Origin of the sequence: Paractinoplanes abujensis (assembly GCF_014204895.1) — a bacterium.
Taxonomy (GTDB): domain Bacteria; phylum Actinomycetota; class Actinomycetes; order Mycobacteriales; family Micromonosporaceae; genus Actinoplanes; species Actinoplanes abujensis.
This window is the reverse complement of sequence record NZ_JACHMF010000001.1, coordinates 7,013,774-7,037,162: the sequence shown is the minus strand read 5'-3', so window position 1 is coordinate 7,037,162 and position 23,389 is coordinate 7,013,774. Positions and strand designations below refer to the sequence as shown.

21 protein-coding genes are annotated in these 23,389 nt (G+C 70.9%); 11 read left to right on the top strand and 10 right to left on the bottom strand.

Translation table 11 applies throughout. From position 1 onward, the window contains the following. Window positions 1-44: 44 nt before the first annotated feature. Together BKA14_RS32225 and BKA14_RS32220 are read right to left on the bottom strand one after the other, a co-directional pair. Window positions 45-1,346, bottom strand: a complete 1,302-nt coding sequence (locus BKA14_RS32225; protein WP_184954555.1) for a HAMP domain-containing protein — start codon at window positions 1,344-1,346, stop codon at window positions 45-47. Beyond that, entirely contained in the window at window positions 1,343-2,029 is a 687-nt protein-coding gene (locus BKA14_RS32220) for a response regulator transcription factor (RefSeq protein ID WP_184954554.1), read from the bottom strand. The genes BKA14_RS32225 and BKA14_RS32220 overlap by 4 nt, the downstream gene beginning before the upstream one ends. A 36-nt stretch (window positions 2,030-2,065) precedes the next feature. Here BKA14_RS32220 and BKA14_RS32215 point away from each other — a divergent pair, with 36 nt between their 5' ends. The 3 genes from BKA14_RS32215 to BKA14_RS32205 all read left to right on the top strand — a co-directional run bounded on the left by BKA14_RS32215 (window position 2,066) and on the right by BKA14_RS32205 (window position 3,675). Continuing rightward, the gene (locus BKA14_RS32215) at window positions 2,066-2,677 is read left to right on the top strand and encodes a DNA mismatch repair protein MutL (protein ID WP_184954553.1); all 612 of its coding nucleotides are present in this window, start codon (window positions 2,066-2,068) and stop codon (window positions 2,675-2,677) included. 66 nt (window positions 2,678-2,743) lie between these two features. Then, entirely contained in the window at window positions 2,744-3,154 is a 411-nt protein-coding gene (locus BKA14_RS32210) for a phage holin family protein (RefSeq protein ID WP_184954552.1), read from the top strand. Further along, complete coding sequence (locus tag BKA14_RS32205; protein ID WP_184954551.1) at window positions 3,151-3,675, top strand: DUF3618 domain-containing protein; 525 nt, start codon at window positions 3,151-3,153, stop codon at window positions 3,673-3,675. The genes BKA14_RS32210 and BKA14_RS32205 overlap by 4 nt, the downstream gene beginning before the upstream one ends. 7 nt (window positions 3,676-3,682) lie before the next feature. Here the strand turns inward: BKA14_RS32205 and BKA14_RS32200 are convergent, their stop codons facing one another. The 3 genes from BKA14_RS32200 to BKA14_RS32190 form a co-directional block, all read right to left on the bottom strand. Next, window positions 3,683-4,666: an SGNH hydrolase domain-containing protein gene (locus BKA14_RS32200; RefSeq protein ID WP_184954550.1), complete on the bottom strand. Its 984-nt coding sequence runs from the start codon at window positions 4,664-4,666 to the stop codon at window positions 3,683-3,685. Beyond that, window positions 4,653-5,876 carry an acyltransferase family protein gene (locus tag BKA14_RS32195; protein WP_184954549.1) on the bottom strand — a complete coding sequence of 408 codons (1,224 nt, stop codon included), beginning with the start codon at window positions 5,874-5,876 and terminating at the stop codon, window positions 4,653-4,655. Before BKA14_RS32195 ends, BKA14_RS32200 begins: the two co-directional genes overlap by 14 nt. An 89-nt stretch (window positions 5,877-5,965) precedes the next feature. Then, window positions 5,966-6,364, bottom strand: a complete 399-nt coding sequence (locus BKA14_RS32190) for a MerR family transcriptional regulator (protein WP_184954547.1) — start codon at window positions 6,362-6,364, stop codon at window positions 5,966-5,968. 59 nt (window positions 6,365-6,423) lie between these two features. Between BKA14_RS32190 and BKA14_RS32185 the strand changes: the two genes are divergently transcribed. Then, the gene (locus tag BKA14_RS32185) at window positions 6,424-7,122 is read left to right on the top strand and encodes an SDR family oxidoreductase (RefSeq protein WP_184954546.1); all 699 of its coding nucleotides are present in this window, start codon (window positions 6,424-6,426) and stop codon (window positions 7,120-7,122) included. Here BKA14_RS32185 and BKA14_RS32180 read toward each other — a convergent pair. Next, window positions 7,106-8,965: a glycoside hydrolase family 30 beta sandwich domain-containing protein gene (locus BKA14_RS32180; protein ID WP_203722515.1), complete on the bottom strand. Its 1,860-nt coding sequence runs from the start codon at window positions 8,963-8,965 to the stop codon at window positions 7,106-7,108. The genes BKA14_RS32185 and BKA14_RS32180 overlap by 17 nt on opposite strands. 89 nt (window positions 8,966-9,054) lie before the next feature. On the opposite strand from BKA14_RS32180, the gene BKA14_RS32175 reads away from it, so the two are divergent. Further along, window positions 9,055-10,056: a LacI family DNA-binding transcriptional regulator gene (locus BKA14_RS32175; protein WP_184954543.1), complete on the top strand. Its 1,002-nt coding sequence runs from the start codon at window positions 9,055-9,057 to the stop codon at window positions 10,054-10,056. Here BKA14_RS32175 and BKA14_RS32170 read toward each other — a convergent pair. Further along, a complete protein-coding gene (locus BKA14_RS32170; RefSeq protein WP_184954541.1) occupies window positions 10,010-11,848 on the bottom strand; it encodes a hypothetical protein in 1,839 nt (612 codons plus the stop codon). The two genes, BKA14_RS32175 and BKA14_RS32170, sit on opposite strands and share 47 nt — an antisense overlap. Before the next feature lie 79 nt (window positions 11,849-11,927). Beyond that, window positions 11,928-13,142, bottom strand: a complete 1,215-nt coding sequence (locus BKA14_RS32165) for a hypothetical protein (protein WP_184954539.1) — start codon at window positions 13,140-13,142, stop codon at window positions 11,928-11,930. A gap of 132 nt (window positions 13,143-13,274) precedes the next feature. Here BKA14_RS32165 and BKA14_RS32160 point away from each other — a divergent pair, with 132 nt between their 5' ends. From BKA14_RS32160 to BKA14_RS32145, 4 genes are read left to right on the top strand one after another with little or no spacing between them, the layout of a single operon-like run. Further along, a complete protein-coding gene (locus tag BKA14_RS32160; protein ID WP_184954537.1) occupies window positions 13,275-14,405 on the top strand; it encodes a sensor histidine kinase in 1,131 nt (376 codons plus the stop codon). Beyond that, window positions 14,402-15,073, top strand: a complete 672-nt coding sequence (locus tag BKA14_RS32155; protein WP_184954535.1) for a response regulator — start codon at window positions 14,402-14,404, stop codon at window positions 15,071-15,073. Before BKA14_RS32160 ends, BKA14_RS32155 begins: the two co-directional genes overlap by 4 nt. A 37-nt stretch (window positions 15,074-15,110) precedes the next feature. After that, window positions 15,111-16,613, top strand: a complete 1,503-nt coding sequence (locus tag BKA14_RS32150) for a PAS domain S-box protein (RefSeq protein ID WP_184954534.1) — start codon at window positions 15,111-15,113, stop codon at window positions 16,611-16,613. Next, window positions 16,610-18,328, top strand: a complete 1,719-nt coding sequence (locus tag BKA14_RS32145) for a putative bifunctional diguanylate cyclase/phosphodiesterase (protein WP_184954533.1) — start codon at window positions 16,610-16,612, stop codon at window positions 18,326-18,328. Before BKA14_RS32150 ends, BKA14_RS32145 begins: the two co-directional genes overlap by 4 nt. On the opposite strand, the gene BKA14_RS32140 is transcribed toward BKA14_RS32145, so the two are convergent. Then, window positions 18,299-18,664: an STAS domain-containing protein gene (locus BKA14_RS32140; protein WP_184954531.1), complete on the bottom strand. Its 366-nt coding sequence runs from the start codon at window positions 18,662-18,664 to the stop codon at window positions 18,299-18,301. The genes BKA14_RS32145 and BKA14_RS32140 overlap by 30 nt on opposite strands. Before the next feature lie 164 nt (window positions 18,665-18,828). Here BKA14_RS32140 and BKA14_RS32135 point away from each other — a divergent pair, with 164 nt between their 5' ends. Next, window positions 18,829-20,931 (top strand): PhoX family protein, encoded by a 2,103-nt coding sequence (locus BKA14_RS32135; RefSeq protein ID WP_184954529.1) that lies wholly within the window; start codon window positions 18,829-18,831, stop codon window positions 20,929-20,931. Between the two features lie 163 nt (window positions 20,932-21,094). Continuing rightward, window positions 21,095-23,179 carry a PhoX family protein gene (locus BKA14_RS32130; RefSeq protein ID WP_184954528.1) on the top strand — a complete coding sequence of 695 codons (2,085 nt, stop codon included), beginning with the start codon at window positions 21,095-21,097 and terminating at the stop codon, window positions 23,177-23,179. Here BKA14_RS32130 and BKA14_RS32125 read toward each other — a convergent pair whose 3' ends face one another. Further along, window positions 23,180-23,386, bottom strand: a complete 207-nt coding sequence (locus BKA14_RS32125) for a 4-oxalocrotonate tautomerase family protein (protein WP_184954526.1) — start codon at window positions 23,384-23,386, stop codon at window positions 23,180-23,182. Window positions 23,387-23,389: the final 3 nt, after the last annotated feature.

Here is a 23,389-nt window from a genome sequence, read left to right as displayed (position 1 = left end):
TACGGAGAGTTTCCATAACGGAGCCTTAAAGGCCCCGAAAACAATCATGAAACTGGGCGCCGGCTCCGGCGGGGCCGGGCCGGCGTCTGCAGATAGATCCCGACGCGGGCGCCGCCGAGCGGGCTGCGGGCGATCACCATCTCACCGCCTGCCTGTTCGGCCGCGCGGCGCACGATGTCGAGGCCCAGCCCGGTCGACCCGGCCCCGCTGACCCCGCGCTGCACGGCCTTGGCGGGGTCGGCGATGCCGGGGCCGGCGTCGTCGACGAGCAGGCCCGCGGCGGAGACGCTGACCCGGAACGCGACCCGTTCGGGGGTGTGCGAGAAGACGTTGCCCAGCATCGCGTCGACCACGCCGATCAGTTCGCTGCGCGGGATCGGCAGCAGCACCGGTTCGTCACCGCCGACGACCTGCCAGGGCCGTTCCTGATCTTCGGCCAGCACCGACCAGAAGGCGAGCCGGTCGGCCAGCACCTCGACCAGGTCGGTCTGTTCCTTGCCCCGGGCGGCCACCCCGAGGCGGGCGCCCTTGATGATCGCCTCAAGCTCCTCGTCGAGCAGGTCGCAGGCTTGACGCATGCGTTCGCCGATCGGGCCGGGCGGCATCGCCTCGGCGTCCAGCCGCAGCGCGGTCAGCGGTGTGCGCAGCCGGTGGGACAGGTCGGCCGCCAGTTCCCGCTCACGTTCGAGCAGGCTGCTCAGGTCGTCGGCCATCGTGTTGAACGCGTACGCCGCGTCCCGCAGTTCGCGCGGCCCGTCCGGCTCGACCCTGGTGGTGAGTTCGCCGGCGCCGAGGCGGCGGGCCGAGGCGGACAGTTCGCGGGTGGCCCGCACGAGCCGGCTGCCGAGCCGGTCGGCGAACACGATCGATCCCGCGACCAGGCCGATCGCGAGCCCGCCGAGCACGAACCAGGCCGCCCACACCCCACGGGTCAGTTCGCCGTCGGGCACGAAAACTTCGACGATCACCGTACGGCCGTCGGTGAGCACGGTCGGCTGCAGGTAGACGACGCCGCCGTCGACGGGGGCCAGGGCCGAGCGGCGGTCCTGGGCGGCGATCGTGATCTGGGCCTCGGAGGTGTGCGAGACCCCGATCGCGGCGAAGTCGGGCAGGTGCACGGCGAGCCGGCCTTCGCTGCCCGCGGTCGTGCTGGCCACCGCGTTGGTCAGCAGGGTGGGGTCGGCGTCGACGCCCAGCACGGTGACCAGTGATGTGGCTTGTTGACGGGCGTCGCTGACGGCCCGGTCGTGGGCGATCTGCCGGGTGGCCACGGCCAGCGGCACCAGGAACGCGAGCGCGACCATCGACGTGATCGCGAGGGCGAGCCGGTTGAGCGCCCACCTCATCGCGGATCGACCATCATGATCCCGACCCCCCGTACGGTGTGCAGGAAGCGCGGCTGGGCCGCGGTCTCGCCGAGCTTGCGGCGCAGCCACGAAATGTGCACGTCGATGGTCTGTTCCTCGCCGATGCGGGCCTGGTTCCACACCTCGTTCATCAGCTCGCGCCGGCTGATCACCTGGCCCACCCGTTCGGCCAGGTAGGCCAGCACGTCGAACTCGCGCCGGGTCAGCTGCAGCGGCTCGCCCCGCAGCTCGGCCCGGCGCTGACGCGGGCTGATCACCAGTTCGCCCACGGTGATCGCGCTGGGCGCCTCGGTGGTCGTGGCGCGGGAACGCCGCAGCACCGCCGAGATGCGGGCCAGGATGTGCCCACCCGAGAACGGCTTCGTCACGTAGTCGTCGGCGCCCGCGCTGAGCAGGCTGATGATGTCGGCCTCGGAGCGCCGGGCGGTGGCCACGATGACCGGCACGTCGGACACCGAGCGCATCATCCGCAGCGCGTCGGTGCCGTCGATGTCGGGCAGCCCGAGGTCGAGGATGACGAGGTCCGGACGCTCATCGGTGACGATCTTGAGAGCCTCGGCGGCCCGGCCCACCGGCCGTACGACATGACCGGCATCGGTCAGCGCGCGGGACAACGCCGCCGTGATGATGCGGTCGTCCTCGACCAGCAGGATCATTGCCATGGCGTACACCATAGGGGCAGATGAGACGATGTCTTCGTGCGATCTTCACGGTGGACGCCGATCGCGGGGTGGCTGGCCGCCACCGCGACAAGCATTGTGCTGGCCTCGGTAGCTCTGCTGCCGGTGCTGCGCACCAACGCGCCCGAGGACAGGGCGCTGGCGCAGCTGCCCGCCTCCGATGCGAGCGAATTCCCCGTGCCGCTGCCCAGCGCGACGACCCCGGCCCCGGCGAGCACCACGCCGACGCCCGGCCGCGGCACCGCCACCAGGCCCCGCCCGACGCAGACCCGTTCGACCACCACCACGCCGCCGCGGCCGACCACCACCGCGCCCAAACCGCCTGTCACCAACCCGGCCCCGCCCACCACGACCGAGGACGGCTGGACGGTCACCACCGCCGCCGACGGCAAACGGACGTACGTGCGGTCGTTCCGGGTCGAGGGCGGGCAGGCGGTCATCCGGATGACCTCGGACGCGGTGGTGCAGCTGGTGACCGCGACCCCGGCCGACGGGTGGCAGGTGCAGAAGGTGCAGGACACCCCGGACAACCTGGCCGTCTACTTCAACGAGACCGGCCACAGCTTCATCATTCACGCCACCTGGCACAACGACCGGCCCTTCGCCCAGGTGAGTGAGATCGGGTCTTGAGCCGCTGAGCTGCGGTTATCAGCGTCGGTGAGGGGTAAGTGAGCTGCAGACGAAGGGAGCTCACTGATGACGACGCACACCGAGCAGCAACCGGTCGGCCAGTTGGTCAACCAGTTGAGCGAACAGGTGTCGACGCTGGTCCGGGACGAGTTGACGCTGGCCCGGATGGAGATGGTCGAGAAGGGCAAGCGCGCGGGCACCGGCGCCGGGCTGCTCGGCGGGGCCGGCGTTATCGCCCTCTACGGCGTCGGCGCCCTGTTCGTGACGATCGGCGCCCTGTTGGCCCTGGTGCTGCCCGTTTGGGCGGCCGCGCTGATCGTGACAGTTGTGCTTTTCGCCGTGGCCGGGATCGCTGCGCTCATCGGCAAGAAGCAGGTGAAGCAGGCGGTGCCGCCGGAGCCGATCGAGGCGATGGAGAGCGGCAAGCGTGACGTGGAGGCCGTGAAGACGGCCTTCAAGGAGGGACGGCACTCATGAGTGACACCAGGTCGCGCGACGAAGTGCGTGAGGACATCGCCGAGACCCGGGCCGAGCTCGCCGAGACGGCGTCCGCCCTGGCGGCCAAGGCCGACGTCAAGGCCCAGGTGAAGAATGCGGTGGCCGAGAAGAAGCAGGCCGCCGCGGACAAGACCGCGCAGCTCAAGGAGGCCGCGGCCGAGAAGACGGCCCAGGTCAAAGAGGCCGCCGCGGAGAAGACGGCCCAGGTCAAAGAGGCCGCCGCGGAGAAGACGGCCCAGGTCAAAGAGGCCGCGGCGGAAAAGACCGCGCAGGTGAAGGTCGTCGCCGCCGAGAAGAAGCAAGCGGCGGCGGGCAGCCTCGCACACGTCAAGCAGTCGACGGCCGAGACGGCGTCCCGGGTCGCGGAGCACGCAGCGGTGACCAAGGACCACGCCGACGGCATCGTGCGGGAACGCCGCCCCGTGCCGCTGGTCGTGGCCGGCGCCGCCGCGCTGGCGGTCGCGGCGGCGGTCACGCTGCTCCGACGTCGCCGCCGCTGAAACAGTTCTAGGGAGCGGCGTTCGAGGGGAAGTGCTTCAGCAGCGCTTCCTCGAGAACGCCGTTCAGCATGCGCGCGTATGTCGCGCTCAGGTGGAACCGGTTGCGGTAGACGGTGACGTTGCCGATCACCGCGGGGCACGTGGTGGTGCACAGCCACGGCAGCACCGAGACGTAGCCCGAGCCGGTCGCCGCCGCCGCTTCCCGGTCGGCGGCGTTCCACGTACGGGCGGTGGCCACCGCGCGCGGGGTCGAGCACGCCGCGATGTCGCTCTGATGGGCGGCCAGACATTCCGGCGCGCTTGCGTCGAGCACCGGGGTGTTGCCCAGCACGATCACGTGCCCGGCCGAGCGCCGCAGCGTGCGCAGGGTCTGGGTGAGGCCGGTGGACCATTCGGCGGCCGTGATCAGCCGCCCTCGATCACGTTTCTGCGAGAAGCTCTCGTTCGTCACGATCACCAGCTCCGGCCGGTTGACCGCGACCTGCCCCGTCACGTAGTCCCGGAACCGGTCGCACTCGCCGAACGGGCGCTGCTCCTGCTGGTTCCAGACGGTCAGCTGCACCGCCGGACAGCCCGGTTTGCCGTAGAACTGCAGGCGCCAGTGCAGACGTTCGGCGATCTCGGCCATCGCGGGCAGCCACATCCCGGCGTGCGAGTCGCCGTAGAGCACAACATCGGTGGCCGCGGCCCGGTCGCCGAAGACGCACGCGTCGATCCGGTCGGCTTTGGGCCCCGCTTCGCACCGCTCGTTGTCGAAGCCGACGTCGTCGCCGCTGGTCGACAGCGAAGGCGTGAGGTCGGCGGGCAGCGTACGCAGGCTCGGCGCCTTGGCCACGGCGGCCAGCACCGTGGCCAGCCCGACCTTGGGCGCGGGCGGTTTCTCGGCGACGCGCGGGGGCGGTGGCACGGCGGCGGCACACCCGGCCAGCACCGAGAGCACCGCCACGAGCAGCGAGAGCCGGAACGTACGGGTGAGTTCAACGCTCCGCATGCGCCGGCGCTCCTAGTCGGGGTTGATATTCGGCGCTCGGGCCCGGATCGGCCGCGGGCGACGTGGAGGTCTTCCACCGCACGACCGCCAGCGGCGTGACGATCAGCCAGGCGGCCAAGGACAAGGTCAGCACCTGTGAGCGGCGCAGGTGAACGTTGCGCCGGATGGGGTTTTCCAGGCCGAAGTACGTCACGACGGCAAGCCCCAGCGACCCCAGGACGAGCAGCGCCCGGGTGCCCGCGGTGAGAGTTCCCTCGTACGCCTGCTCGGCGCCGATCAGCACGGGCCAGTGCCACAGGTAGAACGAGTACGACAACCGGCCCAGCCAGACCAGGGGCCATCGGCCGAGCACCGAGTCCCCCCGGCCGGCCAGCACCAGCACCGTCGCGATCACGGGCAGCCCCGCCGCGTACGAGGGAAACGGGGTTGTCTCGTCGAAGGTGAACGCGGCGATCACGATCAGGGAAAGCCCGACTCCGGCCATGGCGGTCGCGATCCGGTGCGGGATGCGGTCGAGCCGGTGCGCGATCAGGGCCAGCAGGCAGCCGGCCCCCAGCTCCCAGGCGCGGGTGGCCGGGGAGAAGTACGACCAGGTGCCGCCCAGCCACATCGAGTAGGCCAGCGAAGCGGCCACCGCGGCGGTCAGCCAGTAACCGATGGCCCAGCGAAAACCGAGCCAGATCAGCAGGACGATCGCGGCCGGCCAGACGAAGTAGAACTGCTCCTCGACGGCCAGCGACCAGAAGTGCTGCACCGGGGACGCCGCGTCCTGCGACGCGAGGTAGTCGACACCCGCCTCGCCGAACCGGAAGTTCGCCGCGAACAGGGCCGACCACGCGACGTCCTCGGCGATCTCGTCGCCGCGCAGGAAGCCGAGCCAGTGATAACTCGCGAGCAGCGTGGTGACCAGCACGAGCGCGGCCGCGGGGAGGATCCGGCGGGCCCGGCGGGCGTAGAAGTCGATCAGCGACAGGCCGCCGGTCTCGCGCACCTCGCGCATCATCAGCGAGGTGATCAGGAAGCCGGAGATGACGAAGAAGACGTCGACACCGATGTAGCCACCGCCGACACCGGGGACGCCGGCGTGGAACAGCACCACGAGGACGACCGCTACGGCGCGCAGGCCCTCGATGTCGGGCCGGAACCGCCCGGCTTGGCCTGCTGCTGCCGGCGCAGCGGTTCGCAACCCGACGGTGGATGTCTCAATCATCGAGGCCCACGCTAAACCGGCCTAAAGCCGACAAAACGCCGTTTGCCCCGGAAGCGCCCGACGTGGGGACGATGTCGCAATTCCCGGCGCTACGACACCGCTTGTGCTAGCTCCACTCGCTCGGACGGAACCACCAGGCAATTGCTTTCCGGCGCGGTCGAGAGCTCGATCACCGCGTCCAGCCGGTCGCGGGTCTTGATCAGCTCCTGGATCTGGGTGTTGATGCGGTCGCGTTCGGCGGCCAGGCGGGCCCGCGATTCCGGGGTGCTGACGTTGGCGTCGACACAGGGCAGCAGGTCGGCGATGGTCCGGCTGGTCAGCCCGGCTGAGTAGAGCAACTGGATGAGCCGCACCCGGTCGACCGCGGCCCCGGCATAGTGGCGTTGCCCGCTGCCGCTGCGTTCGGCCGTGAGCAGGCCCTGCTCCTCGTAGTAGCGCAGCGCGCGGACGCTCACGCCGGCTTGCTCGGCCAATTCACCGATACGCATGGTGACCCCCATCGCAAGAGTTGCCTCTGACGTCAACGTCAGGTTTTAGCGTAGCCGGTATGCACATTCACGGCGCTATTGCCCTGGTCACCGGGGCCAACCGCGGGCTCGGACGGCATTTCACCCAGCAGCTTCTGGAGCGCGGCGCGGCCAAGGTCTATGCGACCGCTCGCCGGCCGGAGCTGATCGACATTCCGGGCGTGCAGACGCTGCGCCTGGACATCACCGACCCGGCCTCGATCGTCGCCGCGGCGGAGGTCGCCACCGACGTCAACCTGCAGGTCAACAACGCGGGCCTGAAGACCGGCGCGGACCTTGTGACCGGCGACCTCGATCTGATCCGGCTCGAACTGGACACGCATTTCTGGGGCACACTGCGCATGATCCGCGCGTTCGCACCGCAGCTGGGCGGGGGCGCGATCCTGAACGTTTTGTCCGCGATGTCATGGTTCAACTACGCGGGGACCAATGCGTACGGGGTGGCCAAGGCGGCCGAGTGGAACCTGACCAACGGCGTACGCCTGGAACTGGATTCTCAGGGCACGCTCGTGACCGGCTTGCATCTCGGCGCCGCGGACACCGACATGTCGGCCGACTACGACGGGGACAAAGTGGACCCGGCGCTCATCGTCCGGGCCGCGCTGGACGGGATCGAGGAGAACCGGCTCGAAGTCGTGGCCGACGAGTGGAGCGCCCACGTGAAGGCGTCGCTGGCCGGGGACCCGAGCCGGTTCTATCAGCTCAGCGGTAGGCCCTGACGTCCGCGACCGACCACCAGTTGCCCGGCGCCCCCGCGCTGAGCTCAATTCGCACAAATCGCACTCGCGACAGCGCGGCCTGAACGAATTGCCCACTCTGCGCGGCGGGAACGCGAAGCCACCGAGACCCGTCCACCGAAGCAGTCACCGTGAACTCCCGCGGATAGTCGCCCACGTCAGCCCCGGTATCGAAGACGACCCGGCGAACCGGCTGCACCCGTCCGAAATCGATCTGCAGATGCTGCCCTGCCGCCTGCCCCACCCCGGTTGTCCAGCGGGTGGAGGCATCGTCGTCCACGGCCAGCCCCGCGTCGGCGGGCGGGTTCGCGGTGGCGGTCCACCCCGTGGGCGCGAGGGGCCGATCGGTGGAGTGTCCACGCCAGACGAACGTGGCCAACGCCCCGCCCGGCAGCGTGTACTCGAAGGTCCGCCCGCCGTACTGCACCGCGAACGCCTGCGGATCGTCGTTCTCGTTGTGCGCGACCAGCACCGTGCTGCCGTCGGGGTTGACGAAGGCGACGTCCATGATCCGCCCGTTCCACCCGGTCGTCCCGAACGAGGTGCTGGCCACCCGTACGGCTCCCGGCCGCACGAACCGGGCCACGTGCCCGAGCGTGTAGAACTCGGCGTTGCGGGTCACCGTGCCGTCCTGCTTCACGGTCAGCACGCCGGTGCAGGTGCCGCAACCCCCGTTGTGCGGGCCGTTGTTCTCGTCCAGCGCGAGGTTCCAGTTGATCACCGTCTTGGCCCAGTTCCGGGTGTTGCCGATGATCAGATTGCGGGCGTGCCATTTGAGCGTGTCCGAGAACGTGCCGGCCGGGTCGCTCGACTGGCTGCCCGAGCACTCCGTGAAGTAGACGTCCGTACGCGGGAACTCGTTGTGCAGCGCCGTCATCGCGCTCGGATCGCCGTAGTAGCAGTGGTACGCAGTGCCGTCGACCCACCGCGCGGCCCGACTCGACAGCAGCTCCTGCGGATAGTGGTTGATATCGGCCACCGAGTCGGGCGGGGTGTTCGCGGCGTCGTTCGGGTGCGTCGACCAGTTGTGGTCGTACCCCAAGATCTTGGTGCGCTCACCGGCGGCGCGCAGCATCGGGCCCAGCCGCTCGATCACCTCGGCCGCCTGCCACGAGGGCAGGTCCATGCCGGGATAGCCCGCGGGCGTGCGGTTCTGCGGCTCGTTCTGCAGGGTGAGCGCGTCGATCGGCACCCCTTCCTTCCGGTACGCCTGCACGAACTTCACCAGGTAGGCGGCGTACGCGCGGTAGATCGCCGGGGAGTCGATCAGCCGGCCCCCGATCAGCGACTGGTTGGTCTTCATCCAGGCCGGCGGGCTCCATGGGGTGCCCATGACGCGCAGTTCGGGGTTGAGCCGGCGGGCCTGGCGCAGCAGCGGCAGGATCTGGGCCCGGTCGTGCTCGACGCTGAAGTGCCGCAGCCCGTAGTCCGTCTGCCCCGCGGGCACGTCGTCGTACGTGTAAGCCGGCTCGTCGACGAAGTCGGAGGCGCCGATGGGCTGACGCAGGTAGCTCAGCTTGTCGTCGCGGAACAGCGACTCCATCGCCGCGGTGCGGGCGCTCGGCGCCAGCCGGTGGAGCACCGCCGCCGACGAGTCGGTGATCGAGGCGCCGAACCCGGCGATCGTCTGAAACCGACGGTGCGGGTCAACAACAATGGTCGGTTTGCCCGACCCCGAGCCGCTGAAGGCGACACTTCGACCGGCGGTCAGGAGCTGGGTGCCGTCGGGCGTAGTGATCCAGACGCGAGCGCTCGTGGACGACGCTGCCGCAGGGGCAGGCGCGAGGAGCAGCGCAACAACGAGGGCAGTTCCGAAGCGTGTCACGGGCCTCTCCCATGTAACAAGCTGAAACATTTCTGATACATACAGACAACGCTTCCACCTCGAAGATTGTCAATGTTTATGCTTCGGTGATGAAACACGGACCGACCGTCCGCGACATCGCGTCCCATGCCGGCGTTTCCATCGCGACGGTCTCGCGGGTGCTCAACGACCAGGAACACGTCTCGCCCGGCACCCGTGAGCTGGTGCAACAGGCCATCGACGAGCTGGGCGGGCGCGGGCCGCGGCGGCGGCCGCCCCGCACCGGCGCGGTGTTCCTGCGCTGCCCGTACGTGCTGACCGACTACTTCGGACTGATCGTGTCGTCGATTGCCGAGACGCTCGACCTGCACGGTCGTCAGCTCGTGCTGAACGCGGGCGAGGCCGCCCAGCAGGCTCCGGTGCTGCCGACGCTGGCCGGCCGGCCCGGCATCGGCGGCGCGATCGTGGTGCTGCCACCCGAACCGGGCGAGGAACTGATGGCGCTGCAGTCGAGCGGCTTCCCGTTCGTCATCGTCGACCCCCGTGAAACCGTGCCACGCGACATCGCCGCCGTGTCAGCGGCCCACTTCGCGGGTTCCCGCAGCCTCACGGCCCACCTGACCGAACTCGGGCACCGCCGGATCGGGCTGCTCGCCGGGCCGGACAACTGGCTGGCCAGCTCGGCTCGCCGCGCCGGCCACGTCTCGGCGCTGGCCGACGCGGGCATGCTGCTCGACCCGCGGCTGGCGATTCCCGGCGAGCCCACCGTCCGATTCGGCTTCGAGGCGGCCCGGCAGCTGCTCTCGGCCGAGGACCGGCCGACCGCGCTGGTCGCCTTCAACGACAAGGTGGCCTCGGGCGCCATGGCCGCGGCGGCCCAGCTCGGCCTGCGGGTGCCCGAGGACCTGTCGATCGGCGGTTTCGACGACATCGACCTGGCCCAGGCCACCCGCCCGGCGCTGACCACCGTGCGCCAGCCGCTGGCCGAGATGGGCCGGATCGCTGTGGGCCTGCTGATCCGCCTGCTCGACCATCACCGGCTGGACGCGCTGCACGTGGAACTGGCTACTGAGCTGATAGTCCGCGAGTCGACCGGTCCGGCGCGTCGCTGATCGTGCCCCACTGCGCCGGGGGCAGCTGCGGGGGCGCCGGGGCGCCGAGCGGGTCCATGGAGACGCGCGGCAACGTCACGATGGCCGGGTCGACCTCGACCGCCTGTACCACGGAACCGCTCTTGACCAGCACCATCGCGTATTCGGGGAGGTCCTGCAGGGCGCGCGGCTCCACCACGTACTCGTAGACGCGCTCCTCCGACGTCGCATTGCTCCAATTGGTGCCGTTGGCGGTCGACTCGGTCTGGCTCCAGTTGCGCGTCTTGCTCCAGTTGGTGCTGGTGTAGCGGCGCAGACCGTGCCGCGAGGCGCGTTCGCCCTTGGTGCCGCCCTTGGTCTCGGAGCCGCCCTCCATGTCGGCGACCGTGTGCGTCTCCTCGCCGCCGAGCGAGCGGGTCAGCCGGCTCAGCACGAACTTGTGCCCGCGGCCCACGAACTCGGCCGCCTGCGCCGCCTCCTGATGGTTGCCCAGCCGCATCAGCGCCACCTCGCCGCCGCCGATCGTCCGCAGCGTCTCGGCCCGCAGGTGCTGGAAGAACAGCACGAGCCGGATGCCGCGGCGCTCGCACAGCGTGCTCAGCCGTTCCAGCGCCCGGTGGTCGATCTCGTCGGCGCCGAGCAGCAGCAGCGACCCGATCGGCGCCGACTCGCGGCGCACCTGATGGCTCAGCCACTGCACCATCAGATCTTTGAGCAGCTCGTGCTGGGCCCGGCCGGTGCCGCCCTCGGCGATCAGGCAGGTCAGGTCGGCCGGGGCGGTGGTGGCGGGCGCGCTGCCCATCGCCTCCAGCGGCTGCAGGAAGGCCTCGATCCGCCGTACGCGTGCATCCTCCGCACGGAACGCGGCAAGGCGCTCGGCCTCGTCGGGCGCCAGTCCGACATGGCCGGGGCGCAGTGCCGCCAGCAGCCGCCGCATCGTCACGTTCGGCGCGAGCACGGAAGCGACCTGGTTCAGGTACAAAGCATCCTGCGACCGCTCGGCCCGGTTCCCCCCACCCGGCACATCGCCGTACATGGCTTCGACCAGCCCGTCGACCAGCTCGGCCGGTTCCAGCCCGGCCACGAGATCGAACTCGGCCAGCTGCGCCGGCAGCGCCACCTCCCGCACGGACCGCCCGGTCGTCTCGGCCAGCTGCATCAGCTCGCCCGCCAGCGCCTCGCCGGTGAAGTCGGCCAGCACCAGACGGCCCCGAGTGGCCAGCAACGATCCGCCGAAGACGGTCAAAACCGCTTCCCACCCGTACGTGGTCCCGCCCACGATGTCGATCCGCCGGGTGCCCGGCGACGGGGTGGCGGCCGACCATTCCGGCATCTCGTCCACAAGGTTCTGTTGCTGCTGGTCGTGCCACTGGCGCCGGCTGTCCCACGAGGAGTGTTCCACCGCGTGGGCCGCCTCGGCCTTCTCCTCGGCCTCGGCGATGGACCTGCGGGCCAGCGCGGGCCAGATGCCGGCCAGGATCGCGCCCGCCGTGCCGCCCAGGAACAGCAGCCCGGTCATGAACCACACGAGCGCCTGGGCGCCGGCGTTGTCGCGGGTCAGGATGCCGCCGCAGCAGCCGATCAGCACGGCCAGGCCGACACCGCCGCCGAGCGCGATCAGCACGCGCCGGACCCGTCCGCGCTCGGCCCGGCCGAGACGATCGTGCAGTTCGGGGTCGATGGGCGCCCGCTGCGGGGGCGACTCGTCGAACGGGCGCCGGAACTGGTTGCGGTCATTGAAGATCCACCCGAGACGCTCGCCCGCGGTGGCGAGCTTCGACAGCGGGTTCGAGGCGGGATCGGGGCTCGTCATCGCGGCGGACTCCGGGGGCGGGGGTCGGTGTTCCCCCGACCGTACCGCCCCCGGGCCCTCCCTCCGCGGACCGTGACGGTCAAACCACCACAGGCGCCGCCGTACGCCGCAGGGCCGCCGCCATCAGCCCGAAACCGGCGAGGAGAACCAGTGGACCGACCACCCCGATCGGACCCAGCCCGAGCACGAAGAACCCGGCGAACCCGGCCCCGACCAGAACCGGCACCCACCAGCGCACCAGCCCGTCGACCGCCGCCCCGACCGCGACCAGGATCAGCCCGAGGAACGTCAGCACCATCCCGGGCAGCACCCAGCCGAGCGAGAAGGTGGCATATCCGCCGGTCAGCTCCTGGGCCCGGTCGGCCACCGCGTCGCCCAGGGCCTGCCGCGCGGCCAGGTCCAGGTAGTCGCCGAACATCAGCGCGCTGAAGTTGATCAGGCCGAGCACCGCCAGTCCCGACACGACCCGGGTGAACCGTCCACCCCGCTCGGCCACCGTGAGCACCGCCGGCACGAACAGCACCCAGGCCAGATGCAGGAAGAACGCGCTGGCCTGAGTCCACCGCGGCGGCACCGTCGCCATCCCCGCCGCGAACGAGAGCGGCGCCGCGACGAGACAAACCATTCCCGCCGTACGCCGGAAAGCGCCGAACCGGTCCGGCTCCTCCGGCGGGGGCACATGGCTCAGCACGGAACGCGCGGCCAGGACACCCGCCACCACCAGCACGACCGGCCCGGTCAGGTTCAGCGGCACCGGGGAGATCGCGAACAGCAGGTAGAGCACGGCCCCGGCCAGGAACAGCCCCGCGGTCCACCAGCCGATCACCCGCGCCCGGAGCAGAGCCAGCGGCGTGACCAGCAGGGCGAGGGCCCAGCCGGCGATCCCCGGGATCTGCCACCCCGCTGCGGCCCAGCCCATGGCGCCGATCCGGTCGTCGTACGCGGCCAGTTGCGCGTCGGTGAGGCCGGGCTGCTGTTCCAGCGCGAGCAGCCCGAAGTCGGCCGCCATCAACGCCGAGAACGTCACCAGCCCGAGCACCGTCGCCACCCAGGCCACCACGGCCGGGGCGAAGCCTCGCCGGCGCACCAGCGCGAGCAACCCCAGCAGGCCGGGCACGTAGAGCACCCACGCCCAGTGCAGCAGCAGCGAGTGCCACTGCGTCGCGTCCGGATGCTGCCGATAGATCCCGTACCCCTGATCCTCACCCAGCGCCGGATCGATGCCTGTCGACACCGCCAGCGCGATCGGCGCCAGCACCAGGCCGGACGCCGTTGCCTTACGCCACATAGTCATGACAGGCCAAACTAGGAACGCCGGGCCGCGCGGTAACCCGTACGCGGAATGAATCCGTCTCCCCCGCGCGGCGGAGACGTCGTCATCCTCGAGGCGGGTTCGGCCCGCGCCCGCGAGCCCTAGATTCAGCTCATGCGGTTGCGACCCACGGACTTGGCGCTGACCGGCGGCTTCGTGTTGTTCGCGCTGGCCGAGGAATTTCTCATCGGCATGCCGGGCCGGTGGTGGCCGTTCGCGCTGGCCGTCTCGGCCGCCCTGGTGCTGGTACGCCGTTTCGTTCCGCTGCTCGCGATGGCGCCGCACGTCGTCGAGCCGCTGCCGTTGTTCTACCGCCCGGCCGTGATCGCGGGCGAGCAGACGGTCAACTTCCGGCTGTGGCAGCTGGTCGGCGCGATGATCATCATCTATACGGTCGGGCGCTGCGTGCCGCCGGCGCGCGAGAGCAGGCGCGGCCTGATCGGGGCCGGCCTGGTCGCCCTCACCTTCGTCGTCTACCTGATCAGCGACCCGGGCGACCCCATGGCCGCGGTGTTCTTCCCGGTCGCGCCGTACGTGTTGGGGGTCGCGCTCTCGGTCCAGGCCCGCCGCACGGCCGACGCCGCCTCGGCCCGGGCCGCCATCCGCGAGCAGCACGCCCGCGAGGCGGTCATGGAGGAACGGGTGCGCATCGCCCGCGAGCTGCACGACATGGTGGCGCACAGCGTGACCGTGATGGTGATCCAGGCCGGGGTGGTGCGCCGACGGCTCGACGCGGGCCTGCCGGTCGACCGCGAGTTGCTGCGCACGATCGAGTCCTCCGGGCGGGACGCGGTCGGTGAGCTGCGCCGTACGCTCGGGCTGCTGCGCGGGGAGGACGCCGACCGCGCGCAGCTTCCGGTCGGGCTGGACCGGCTCGACGACTTGATCGCGCAGGTCCGCGAGGCCGGGTTGCGGGTCACCGTGCACCGTGAGGGCGACCCGGTGCCGTTGCCGCCCGCGATCGACGTCTCGGCGTACCGGATCGTGCAGGAGGCTTTGACCAACGTGTTGCGCCACGCGGGCCCGGCCGAGGCCACCGTCACCGTCGGTTTCCACCCCGGCGGGCTGCGCCTGCAGGTGATCAACGACGGCGGGCCGGCCGCGGTGAACGACGGCGGCCAGGGGCTGATCGGCATGCGGGAACGGGCCGCCCTGTTCGGCGGCGAGTTGACGGCTCAGCCGCGCGCTGAGGGCGGTTTCGCCGTACGGGCCCGGTTGCCCCTGCCGATGACGGCGGCCGCGTGAGCATCTCCGTCGTGATCGCCGACGACCAGCGGATGGTCCGGGCCGGTCTGCGGATGGTGATCGAGACCGAGCCGGACATCGCAGTCGTGGGCGAAGCGGGCGACGGGATCGAGGCGGTCGCGCTGGCCCGCCGGGTCCGGCCCGACGTCGTGCTGATGGACATCGCGATGCCCCGGCAGGACGGGCTGGCCGCCACGAGCACGCTGCTGGGCTCGCCGCACCCGCCGCGGGTGATCATGCTGACGACCTTCGACACCGACGAGAACCTGTACCGGGCGCTGCGGGCCGGGGCCAGCGGCTTCCTGCTCAAAGTTTCGTCGCCGGAGCACCTGATCACCGCCATCCGGGTCGTCGCGGCCGGGGAGGCGCTGCTCGATCCGGCCGTCACCACCCGGGTCATCGCCGCCTTCGCCGGGCAGCCCGGCCCGCGGCCGCCCGCTGAGCTGGGCGAACTGACCCCACGCGAGGCCGAGGTGCTGCGGCTGGTGGCCCGGGGCCTGTCGAACGCGGAGATCGCGGCCGCGCTGACGGTCGGCGAGGCCACGGTCAAGTCCCACGTGGCCCGGGTGCTGATGAAGCTGGGACTGCGCGACCGGGTGCAGGCCGTGGTCTTCGCCTACGAAACGGGGCTCGTCCGAGCCGGTTCGGCCGGCCCGAACCGCGGCTAACGCTCAGCACATCGCTCCAGCGGCCGATCAAGACGAAGTGCAGGCTGAAGTCCCGATCGTGGCCGGCGCGCTCCACGCCACCTCGCTGGCGTTCGTCGAGGTCGACCGCTGCGGGCTCATCCGCGCGTGGAACCCGGCCGCCGAGCGCCTGTTCGGCTGGTCCCGCGACGAGGCCCTCGGCCGCCCGCTGGCCGACACTCTGGTCCCGGAGCAACTGCGCTCCGCGCACGCCGCCGCGTTCGCCCGGCGGCTGGTCAATGACGATTTCTGGCCCGGCATGCGGGTCAAGGTGCCGGCCCGCCACCGGGACGGTTCCGTTCGCCAGGTCGGGCTGACCATCAATCCGCTGCCCGACGGGTTCTGCGCCTTCCTCTCCGACGAGACCGACCACGACCAGGCGCAACAGGAGCTGCAGCGCAGCACCACGCTGGTCGACGCGATCCTCGAGCACACCTCGGCGATGATCTCGGCCAAGGATCTCGAGGGGCAGTACCTGTTCGTCAACGCCGAGTACGAGCGCGTGTTCCAGGTGACCGCGGCCGACCTGGTGGGCCACCGCGACGCCGAGGTGATGCCCGAGATCGTGGCCGCGGCCGGGCGGCGGCACGACGAACAGGCGATCGAGCACGGCGAGGCGGTCACCGCGCTGGAGGAACTGCCGTTCGGCGACGAGATCCGGCAGTACGTCGTGACCCGCTTCCCGCTGACCGACCCGGACGGCTCGCTCTACGGGGTCTGCTCGATCGGCATCGACGACACCGACCGCCGGCGCGCCGAGGCCGCCCTGAGCGAGACCGAACGCCGCTTCCGGTCGACCGTCAACAACGTGCCCGGCATGCTGTTCCAGTTCCGGATCGACCTCGACGGGGCCCGCTCGTTCGCGTTCGTCTCCGAGGGCTCCCGGGAGATCTGCGGCTACGAACCGCAGCAGCTCCTGGACGACGCCGACCTGATCGTCGATCTCGTCAGCGACGAGGACCGGAAGGCGTACGAGACCTCGGTCGCCGACTCCATGCTCACGCTCGAACCGTGGCGGTGGGAGGGCACCCTCAACCTCCGCAACGGCGAGCGGCGCTGGATCAGCGGCGTCGGCCGGCCGTTCCGGCTGGGCGACGGCAGCACGGTGTGGGACGGCATGCTGCTCGACCGCACCACTGAACGCCGCACCGAGCTGGCCCTGGAGGCCGGCCGCCGCGACCTCGACGACCTGACCCGCCGCCTGGCCGTCTACCGCTTCACCGCGATCGCGGGAGCGAGCGGCGCCCCGCTGCTGACCGCCTCCTTCGGTGACCCGCGGCCCGTCCTGGGCACCGGCGATCCCACCAGCGACCTGCTCGGGGCCTTTCGCAGGGTGCTCGGCCGGGCCGACCACGACCGGCTGGCCGCGGCCGTGCGGGCGGCTCTGGGCGGCGCGACTGGCGAGCTCGAGTGCACGCCGGAGGGCACCGCTGTCCGCCGGCTCTGGCTGCGCCTGCGCCCCAGCGAAGCCGGTGGACGGCGGGTGGTCGAGGGCGCTTGCTTCGACCTGGCCCGGGCATGAGCGACGGGCCCCTCGTACGGACCGCCGTACGGCTCCCGCGCAAGCTCGGCGAGATCGGTGTGCCGGTCGACGTGCTGCCCGACTCGACCAGGTTCGCCGAGATCGCCGAGCTGCTCCGCGCCGAGCCGCTGCTGCCCGGCGTCCTGATCGCGTCGCCCGAGGGGCATCAGGTGCTCAGCCGGGCCCGGGTCGGGCGGGCCGACGCCGCCCGCCACGGCCTGTCGTCAGCGCTCACCGTCGTCGGCGTGGATCGCCCCGGCACCCTCACGCTGCCCTCCGACACCGACATCGACCTGGCCGCCCAGGCCGCGCTGGCCCGCCCCGGCGACGCGCTCGACGAGCCCGTCGTGGTGCGCTGGCCCGACGGCCGCTGCGGCATCGCGCCGGCGCTCGGCCTGCTCACCGCGATGGCCGGCCGATACGCCCGGCTGGCCCGGGCCGACCAGCTGACCGGCCTGCCCAACCGCTCGGCGGCGCTGGCGGCGGGCCGGGAACGGCTGGAGGACGGCTTGCTGACGGCGGTGCTGCACCTCGGGCTGGACCGGTTCTCCGAGGCCAACGACATGCTCGGCACCCAGGGGGCCGACGTGCTGCTGCAGCGGGTGGGGGCCCGGTTGCGCGCCGCCTGCCGGGCCGAGGACCTGGTGGCCCGGCTGGAAGGCGACCAGTTCGTCGTGCTGCTGGCCGTGCCGGGACCGGCCGAAGGGCTGACCACCATCGCGCGCCGGCTCACCGACGCGCTGCGGGGGCCGTACACGGTGAACGGCATCCCGGTCAGCGTGGAGACCAGCGTCGGGGTGTCGCCGGCGGACCACCGCGACCTGGCCGTCGTGCTGCGCCACGCCACTGACGCGCTGCGCAGCGCCAAACGCGACCGTACGGGCGTGGTGCTCTGGACTGCCGAGAACATCACGACGCACCGCGCCGACCTGCGTCAGCTCACCGAACTGCGGACCGGGATCCGGGCCGGGCACCTGCGTCTGCACTATCAGCCGCTCTACAGCGCGGGCAGCCGCAAGATCCACGGCGCCGAGGCGCTGGTGCGCTGGCAGCACCCGCAGCGGGGGATGTTGCCGCCGGGCGTCTTCCTGCCCGACGCCGAACGCTCCGACGTCATCCTGGAACTCACCGACTGGGTGTTCGCCGAAGCCGTGCATCAGGCCGCGGTCTGGCATCGCGCGGGTCACGACGTGCCCGTGTCGGTGAACCTGTCGGCCGCCTACCTCGCCCAGGATCGCGCCGTGCCGACGATCCTGACCCTGCTGCGCCTGGAGCGGCTGCCCGCCCGGCTGCTCACCGTCGAGATCACCGAGACCGCCGTGCTGACCCGGCCCGACGAGGCCGCGGCCCGGCTGGCCGAGATCCGCGCGGCCGGCATCAGGGTGGCGATCGACGACTTCGGCACCGGCTACACCTCGCTCGGCCTGCTGCCCGAGCTGCCGATCGACGAGCTGAAGATCGACCGGTCGTTCGTGGTCCGCATGCACGATTCACCCGCCCGGGCGACCATCATCGACTCGGTGATCGCCATCGCACGCGCGCTCGATCTGACCGTCGTGGCCGAAGGTGTGGAGGACGAGCCGACCGCGGCCGCGCTCGCCGCCGCCGGGGCCGACCTCCTTCAGGGGTATCACCTCGCCCGGCCGCAGCCCGCTGACCAGCTCGCAGCCAAGTTCACGCGAAGTTCAGACGGCGTCGGCCACGTCGCCGGTTAGCCACACGGGGGCGTACAGGGTGTCGTCCTCCCGGCGCGGGCAGAGCCCGGTCGCCTCGAGGAGCAGGCGCACGTGCCCGCGGGCGTTGGTGACCTCGTAGCCGTGCCCGCCGCGCAGCGCGTGCGTGTAACCGGTGAGCAGCACCTCGACGCATTCGCTGCTCAACTCGTCGACCCGGGCCATGTCGAGCACCACTCGACCCTGCCTGGCGCGCGAGAACGCCTCTTTCAGCGCCCGCCGCAGATCGCGGTGCGCCGACCGGTCGAAATCGCCGCCGAGCAGAAGATACGTCGTCTTTCCGGCCCGGTCGGTGTCGCGCTCGATGGAAAAGTCCATGCGCCCGGTGTACCCGCGTCAGGTGGACGGCGGCCGAATCCGACACGGCGGTCCGGGAACATCCGCCGGTGTCGACGTCTTCGTTCAGATTTTGTTCACCTCAGGGCGAGGGCCGCGCCAATCTGCTCTCCTAGCGTGCGGGCAACCCTGAAATGAGGAGAAGCATGCCTGAGCTCTCTCGCCGCCTGCTACCGCTGCTCGGACACAGCGGCGGTTCCCGCGACGCGATGACTTGCCTTTACCGCTGTGGCAACGCGTGTGACCACCCCGTGCCCAACGAGTCGGACAACGCCTACCTCGGCGACGTCGTCAACGCTTCGATGAGCCGGCGCGGCGTCATGCGCGCCGGTGCGGCCGGTGCTCTCGTTCTCGGTCTGAGCGGCGCCTCGGCGGCCGCGGCGGTCCCGGCATCCGCCGCAGTGCCCAGCGCTCCCCTCGGCGGCGCACCGCAAACCGGCGGCGGCAAGGCGGGCAAGCTGTCCTTCAAGGCGATCCCGCCGAACACCCTGGACACCTTCGTCGTGCCCAACGGCTACGACTCGTCGGTCGTGATCCGCTGGGGCGACCCCGTCGTCCCCGGCGCCCCCGAGTTCGACCTGGGCCGGCAGACCGCCAAGCGGCAGTCGCAGCAGTTCGGCTACAACAACGACTTCGTCGGCGTGCTGCCGTTCGAGGACAACCGGGCGCTGCTCGTGGTCAACCACGAATACACCAACGAGAACCTGATGTTCCCGGGCTTCACCACCCTGGACGCGCTGACCGTGGAGCAGATCAAGGTCGCGATGGCCGCGCACGGCCTCTCCGTGGTCGAGATCGAGCGGGTCGGGCGCACCGGTGAGTGGCGCCCGGCCCAGGGCCGCCGACTGCGCTACAACAAGCGCATCACCGCACTCGAAACGGTGTTCAAGCTGACCGGCCCGGTCGTCGGCACCGCGGCCGTCAAGACCGCGGCCGACCCCAAGGGCCAGTGGGTCATCGGCACGCTCAACAACTGTGCCGGTGGCGTCACCCCGTGGGGCACGGTGCTCTCCGGCGAGGAGAACTTCAACCAGTACTTCGTCGGCGGCGACGCCGTGGCCGAGGCCGACAAGCCGAAGCTGGCTCGCTACGGCATCTCGACGACCGCGCGCTACCCGAGCGACTCGCGCAAGTGGGACCGCGCCCAGGAGCGTTTCGACCTGGCCAAGCACCCCAACGAGGCCAACCGCTTCGGCTGGATCGTCGAGGTCGATCCGTTCGACCCGGAGGCCCCGCCGCGCAAGCACACCGCGATGGGCCGCTTCAAGCACGAGGGCGCCAACGTCATCGTGGCCAAGAGCGGGCACGTCGTGGCGTACATGGGCGACGACGAGCGCTTCGACTACCTCTACAAGTTCGTGTCGGACAAAAAGATCATGAAGGGCAACTCGCCCGCCGCCCGCAAGCACAACCTGAGCATCCTCGAGTCGGGCACGCTCTACGTCGCCCAGGTCACCGGGGACAGCCCGGCGGCCGAGATCGACGGCACCGGCAAGCTGCCCGCGGACGGCGCCTTCGACGGCACCGGTAAGTGGATCAAGCTCGTTTCCGGCACCAGGTCGTTCGTGCCCGGCATGACCGCGGCCGACGTGCTGACCTGGACCCGCCAGGCCGGCGACGCCGTCAAGGCCACCAAGATGGACCGCCCCGAGGACGTCCAGCCCTCCCTGCTCACCGGCAAGATCTATGCGGCCATGACCAACAACACGAACCGGGCCGTCGGCACCAACCCGGGCGTGGACGAGGCCAACCCGCGCAGCGCGAACAAGCACGGTCACATCTTCGAGATCACCGAGGACAAGGGCGACCACACCGGCGAGTCCTTCACTTGGACGCTGCCGATCGTGTGCGGCGACCCGGCCGCCGCCGACACCTACTTCGGCGGGTACGACAAGACGGCCGTCTCGCCGATCTCCTGCCCCGACAACGTCGCCTTCGACAGCGCCGGGAACCTGTGGATCTCGACCGACGGCAACGCCCTGGGCACCAACGACGGCCTGTTCGCGACGCCGATCGAAGGCTCCGAGCGGGGCCACCTGCGGCAGTTCCTCACGGTGCCGCGGGGCGCCGAGACCTGCGGCCCGTTCATCACCTCCGACGACAAGTCGGTGTTCGTCGCGGTGCAGCACCCGGGCGAGATCACTGGCGCGAGCGTGGAGAAGCCCGCCTCGACCTGGCCCGACGGCGACTACGCCAAGCCGGCCGTCGTCGTCACGTGGCGTCTCGACGGCCGCCCCGTCGGCAGCTGATTCCCTTCCGGCGGCCGCACTCACCGGGTGCGGCCGCCGTCCGGCCTCCCTGGCGGAAGGTCCGGAACCTCACGGTTGGCACGACCAGCATTCACTTCGATCTATCAACATCGAGGGTGCGATCTGTGTTTACCTGAGGTTCACTTTCGTCGAGGAGGCAACGATGCCTGATCCGTTACCTTTGCTGGGGCACAGCGGCGGCGCACGCGACGCGATGACCTGCCTGTATCGCTGCGGCAACGCCTGCGACCACCCGATTCCGAACACCTCGGACAACCCCTACTTCGGCGACGTCGTCACCGCAGCGATGAGCCGGCGCGGGGTGATGCGCGCGGGCGCCCTGGTTCTCGGGCTGGGAGGAGCGGCCGCGGCGGTCCCGGCCGGCGCCACGTCCGCCTCCGCCGCAGCCGCCTCCTCCGCCGCAGCCGCCTCCGCTGCTGCCGCCTCCGAGCGGTTCGGCCGGGCCGGCGAGATCACCTTCAAGCCGATCCCGCCCAACACCCTCGACACGCTGATCGTGCCCAACGGCTACGACTCCGCGGTGGTGATCCGCTGGGGCGACCCGATCATTCCCGGTGCGCCCGCGTTCGATCCCGACCATCAGACCGCGCAGCGGCAGGTGCGGCAGTTCGGCTTCAACAACGACTTCCTCGGTGTGGTGCCGCTCAGCCGCGACCGCGCGTTGCTGGTGGCCAACCACGAATACACCAACGAGGAGCTGATGTTCCCGGGCTTCACCACGCTCGAAGCCATGACCGTGGGCCAGATCGAGGTCGCGATGGCGGCCCACGGCATGTCGGTGGTGGAACTGGAACGCGTCGACGGCACCGGTCAGTGGCGACCCGCGGGCGGGCGGCGCAAATACAACCGGCGCTTCACGATGCTGGCCACCCCGTTCCGCCTCGACGGGCCCGTGGCCGGGACACCCTTGGTGCGTACGGCGGCCGACCCGCGCGGCGTCAGCGTGATCGGGACGCTGAACAACTGCGCCGGCGGGGTCACCCCGTGGGGCACGGTGCTCTCCGGCGAGGAGAACTTCAACCAGTACTTCGTCGGCGGCGACGCCGTTCCCGCAGCCGACAAGGCCCGCCTCAGCCGCTACGGGATCACGACAACGACCCGTTACCCGAGCCCGTCGCGGCGCTGGGAACGGGCGCAGGAGCGTTTCGACCTGGCCCAGCACCCCCACGAGGCCAACCGCTTCGGCTGGATCGTCGAGGTCGACCCGCTCTCGCCCGACGAGCCCCCGCGCAAGCACACGGCGATGGGCCGCTTCAAACACGAGGGCGCCAACGTGATCGTGGCCAAGGACGGCCGGGTCGCCGCCTACATGGGTGACGACGAACGCTTCGAGTACCTCTACAAGTTCGTCTCGGACAAGAAATACCGGCCCGGCGACCGGCGGCACAACCTGACCCTGCTCGAATCGGGCACCCTCTACGTCGCCCGGCTCACCGGCGACAGCCCGGCGGCCGAGATCGACGGCACCGGCAAACTGCCCGCGGACGGCGCCTTCGACGGCACCGGCCAGTGGATCAAGCTGGTCTCCGGGGACCGGTCGTTCGTGCCCGGCATGACGGCGGTCGAGGTGCTGACCTTCGCCCGCCTGGCCGGCGACGCGGTTCAGGCGACCAAGATGGACCGGCCCGAAGACGTGCAGCCGTCCCTGCGTACGGGAAAGATCTATGCCGCCCTGACCAACAACAGCAACCGTGGGGTGGGCACGAACGCCGGGCCCGACGAGGCCAACCCGCGGCGCGCGAACCGGCACGGGCAGATCCTGGAGATCGTCGAGGACCGCGGCGATCACACGGGCGACAGCTTCACCTGGTCACTGCCGATCGTGTGCGGCGACCCGGCCGACCCCGCCACGTATTTCGCGGGCTACGACAAGGCCGCCGTGTCACCGATCTCGTGCCCCGACAACGTCGCCTTCGACAGCGCCGGCAACCTGTGGATCGCCACCGACGGCAACGCTCTGGACAGCAACGACGGCCTGTTCGCGACGCCGATCGAAGGCCCGGAACGCGGGCACCTGCGGCAGTTCCTCACGGTGCCGCCGGGCGCCGAGACGTGCGGCCCGTTCATCACGGCGGACGACCGCTCGGTCTTCGTGGCCGTCCAGCACCCGGGCGAGATCACCGGGGCCACTATCGACAAACCGGCCTCGACCTGGCCCGACGGCGACTACGCCAAGCCCGCCGTCGTGGTGACGTGGCGGCTGGACGGCGGCCCGATCGGCAGCTGACTACTCGCCGTTGAGCATGGCGGCGGTGAGGACGTGTCCGGCCACGCCCCAGCCGCCGTCGGGCACCTCCTCGACCAGCACAACAGTCGTGGCCCGGGCGCGCTCGCCGTAGATCTCGGCGTACAGGTCTGTGGTGGTTTCGACTATTTTCTGCTTCTGCGAGGGCGTGATGGTTCCGGCCGGCACCTTGAAGTTCGCGAATGGCATGGC

Excerpts from the sequence above, each read along its gene's own strand:
- BKA14_RS32160 (WP_184954537.1), top strand. The coding sequence starts at position 13,275 with ATGCGGTTGCGACCCACGGACTTGGCGCTGACCGGCGGCTTCGTGTTG.
- BKA14_RS32130 (WP_184954528.1), top strand. The coding sequence starts at position 21,095 with ATGCCTGATCCGTTACCTTTGCTGGGGCACAGCGGCGGCGCACGCGAC.
- BKA14_RS32165 (WP_184954539.1), bottom strand. The coding sequence starts at position 13,142 with ATGACTATGTGGCGTAAGGCAACGGCGTCCGGCCTGGTGCTGGCGCCG.
- BKA14_RS32175 (WP_184954543.1), top strand. The coding sequence starts at position 9,055 with ATGAAACACGGACCGACCGTCCGCGACATCGCGTCCCATGCCGGCGTT.
- BKA14_RS32195 (WP_184954549.1), bottom strand. The coding sequence starts at position 5,876 with ATGATTGAGACATCCACCGTCGGGTTGCGAACCGCTGCGCCGGCAGCA.
- BKA14_RS32135 (WP_184954529.1), top strand. The coding sequence starts at position 18,829 with ATGCCTGAGCTCTCTCGCCGCCTGCTACCGCTGCTCGGACACAGCGGC.
- BKA14_RS32170 (WP_184954541.1), bottom strand. The coding sequence starts at position 11,848 with ATGACGAGCCCCGATCCCGCCTCGAACCCGCTGTCGAAGCTCGCCACC.
- BKA14_RS32210 (WP_184954552.1), top strand. The coding sequence starts at position 2,744 with ATGACGACGCACACCGAGCAGCAACCGGTCGGCCAGTTGGTCAACCAG.
- BKA14_RS32190 (WP_184954547.1), bottom strand. The coding sequence starts at position 6,364 with ATGCGTATCGGTGAATTGGCCGAGCAAGCCGGCGTGAGCGTCCGCGCG.
- BKA14_RS32225 (WP_184954555.1), bottom strand. The coding sequence starts at position 1,346 with ATGAGGTGGGCGCTCAACCGGCTCGCCCTCGCGATCACGTCGATGGTC.
- BKA14_RS32125 (WP_184954526.1), bottom strand. The coding sequence starts at position 23,386 with ATGCCATTCGCGAACTTCAAGGTGCCGGCCGGAACCATCACGCCCTCG.
- BKA14_RS32200 (WP_184954550.1), bottom strand. The coding sequence starts at position 4,666 with ATGCGGAGCGTTGAACTCACCCGTACGTTCCGGCTCTCGCTGCTCGTG.
- BKA14_RS32140 (WP_184954531.1), bottom strand. The coding sequence starts at position 18,664 with ATGGACTTTTCCATCGAGCGCGACACCGACCGGGCCGGAAAGACGACG.
- BKA14_RS32205 (WP_184954551.1), top strand. The coding sequence starts at position 3,151 with ATGAGTGACACCAGGTCGCGCGACGAAGTGCGTGAGGACATCGCCGAG.
- BKA14_RS32220 (WP_184954554.1), bottom strand. The coding sequence starts at position 2,029 with ATGGCAATGATCCTGCTGGTCGAGGACGACCGCATCATCACGGCGGCG.
- BKA14_RS32145 (WP_184954533.1), top strand. The coding sequence starts at position 16,610 with ATGAGCGACGGGCCCCTCGTACGGACCGCCGTACGGCTCCCGCGCAAG.
- BKA14_RS32185 (WP_184954546.1), top strand. The coding sequence starts at position 6,424 with ATGCACATTCACGGCGCTATTGCCCTGGTCACCGGGGCCAACCGCGGG.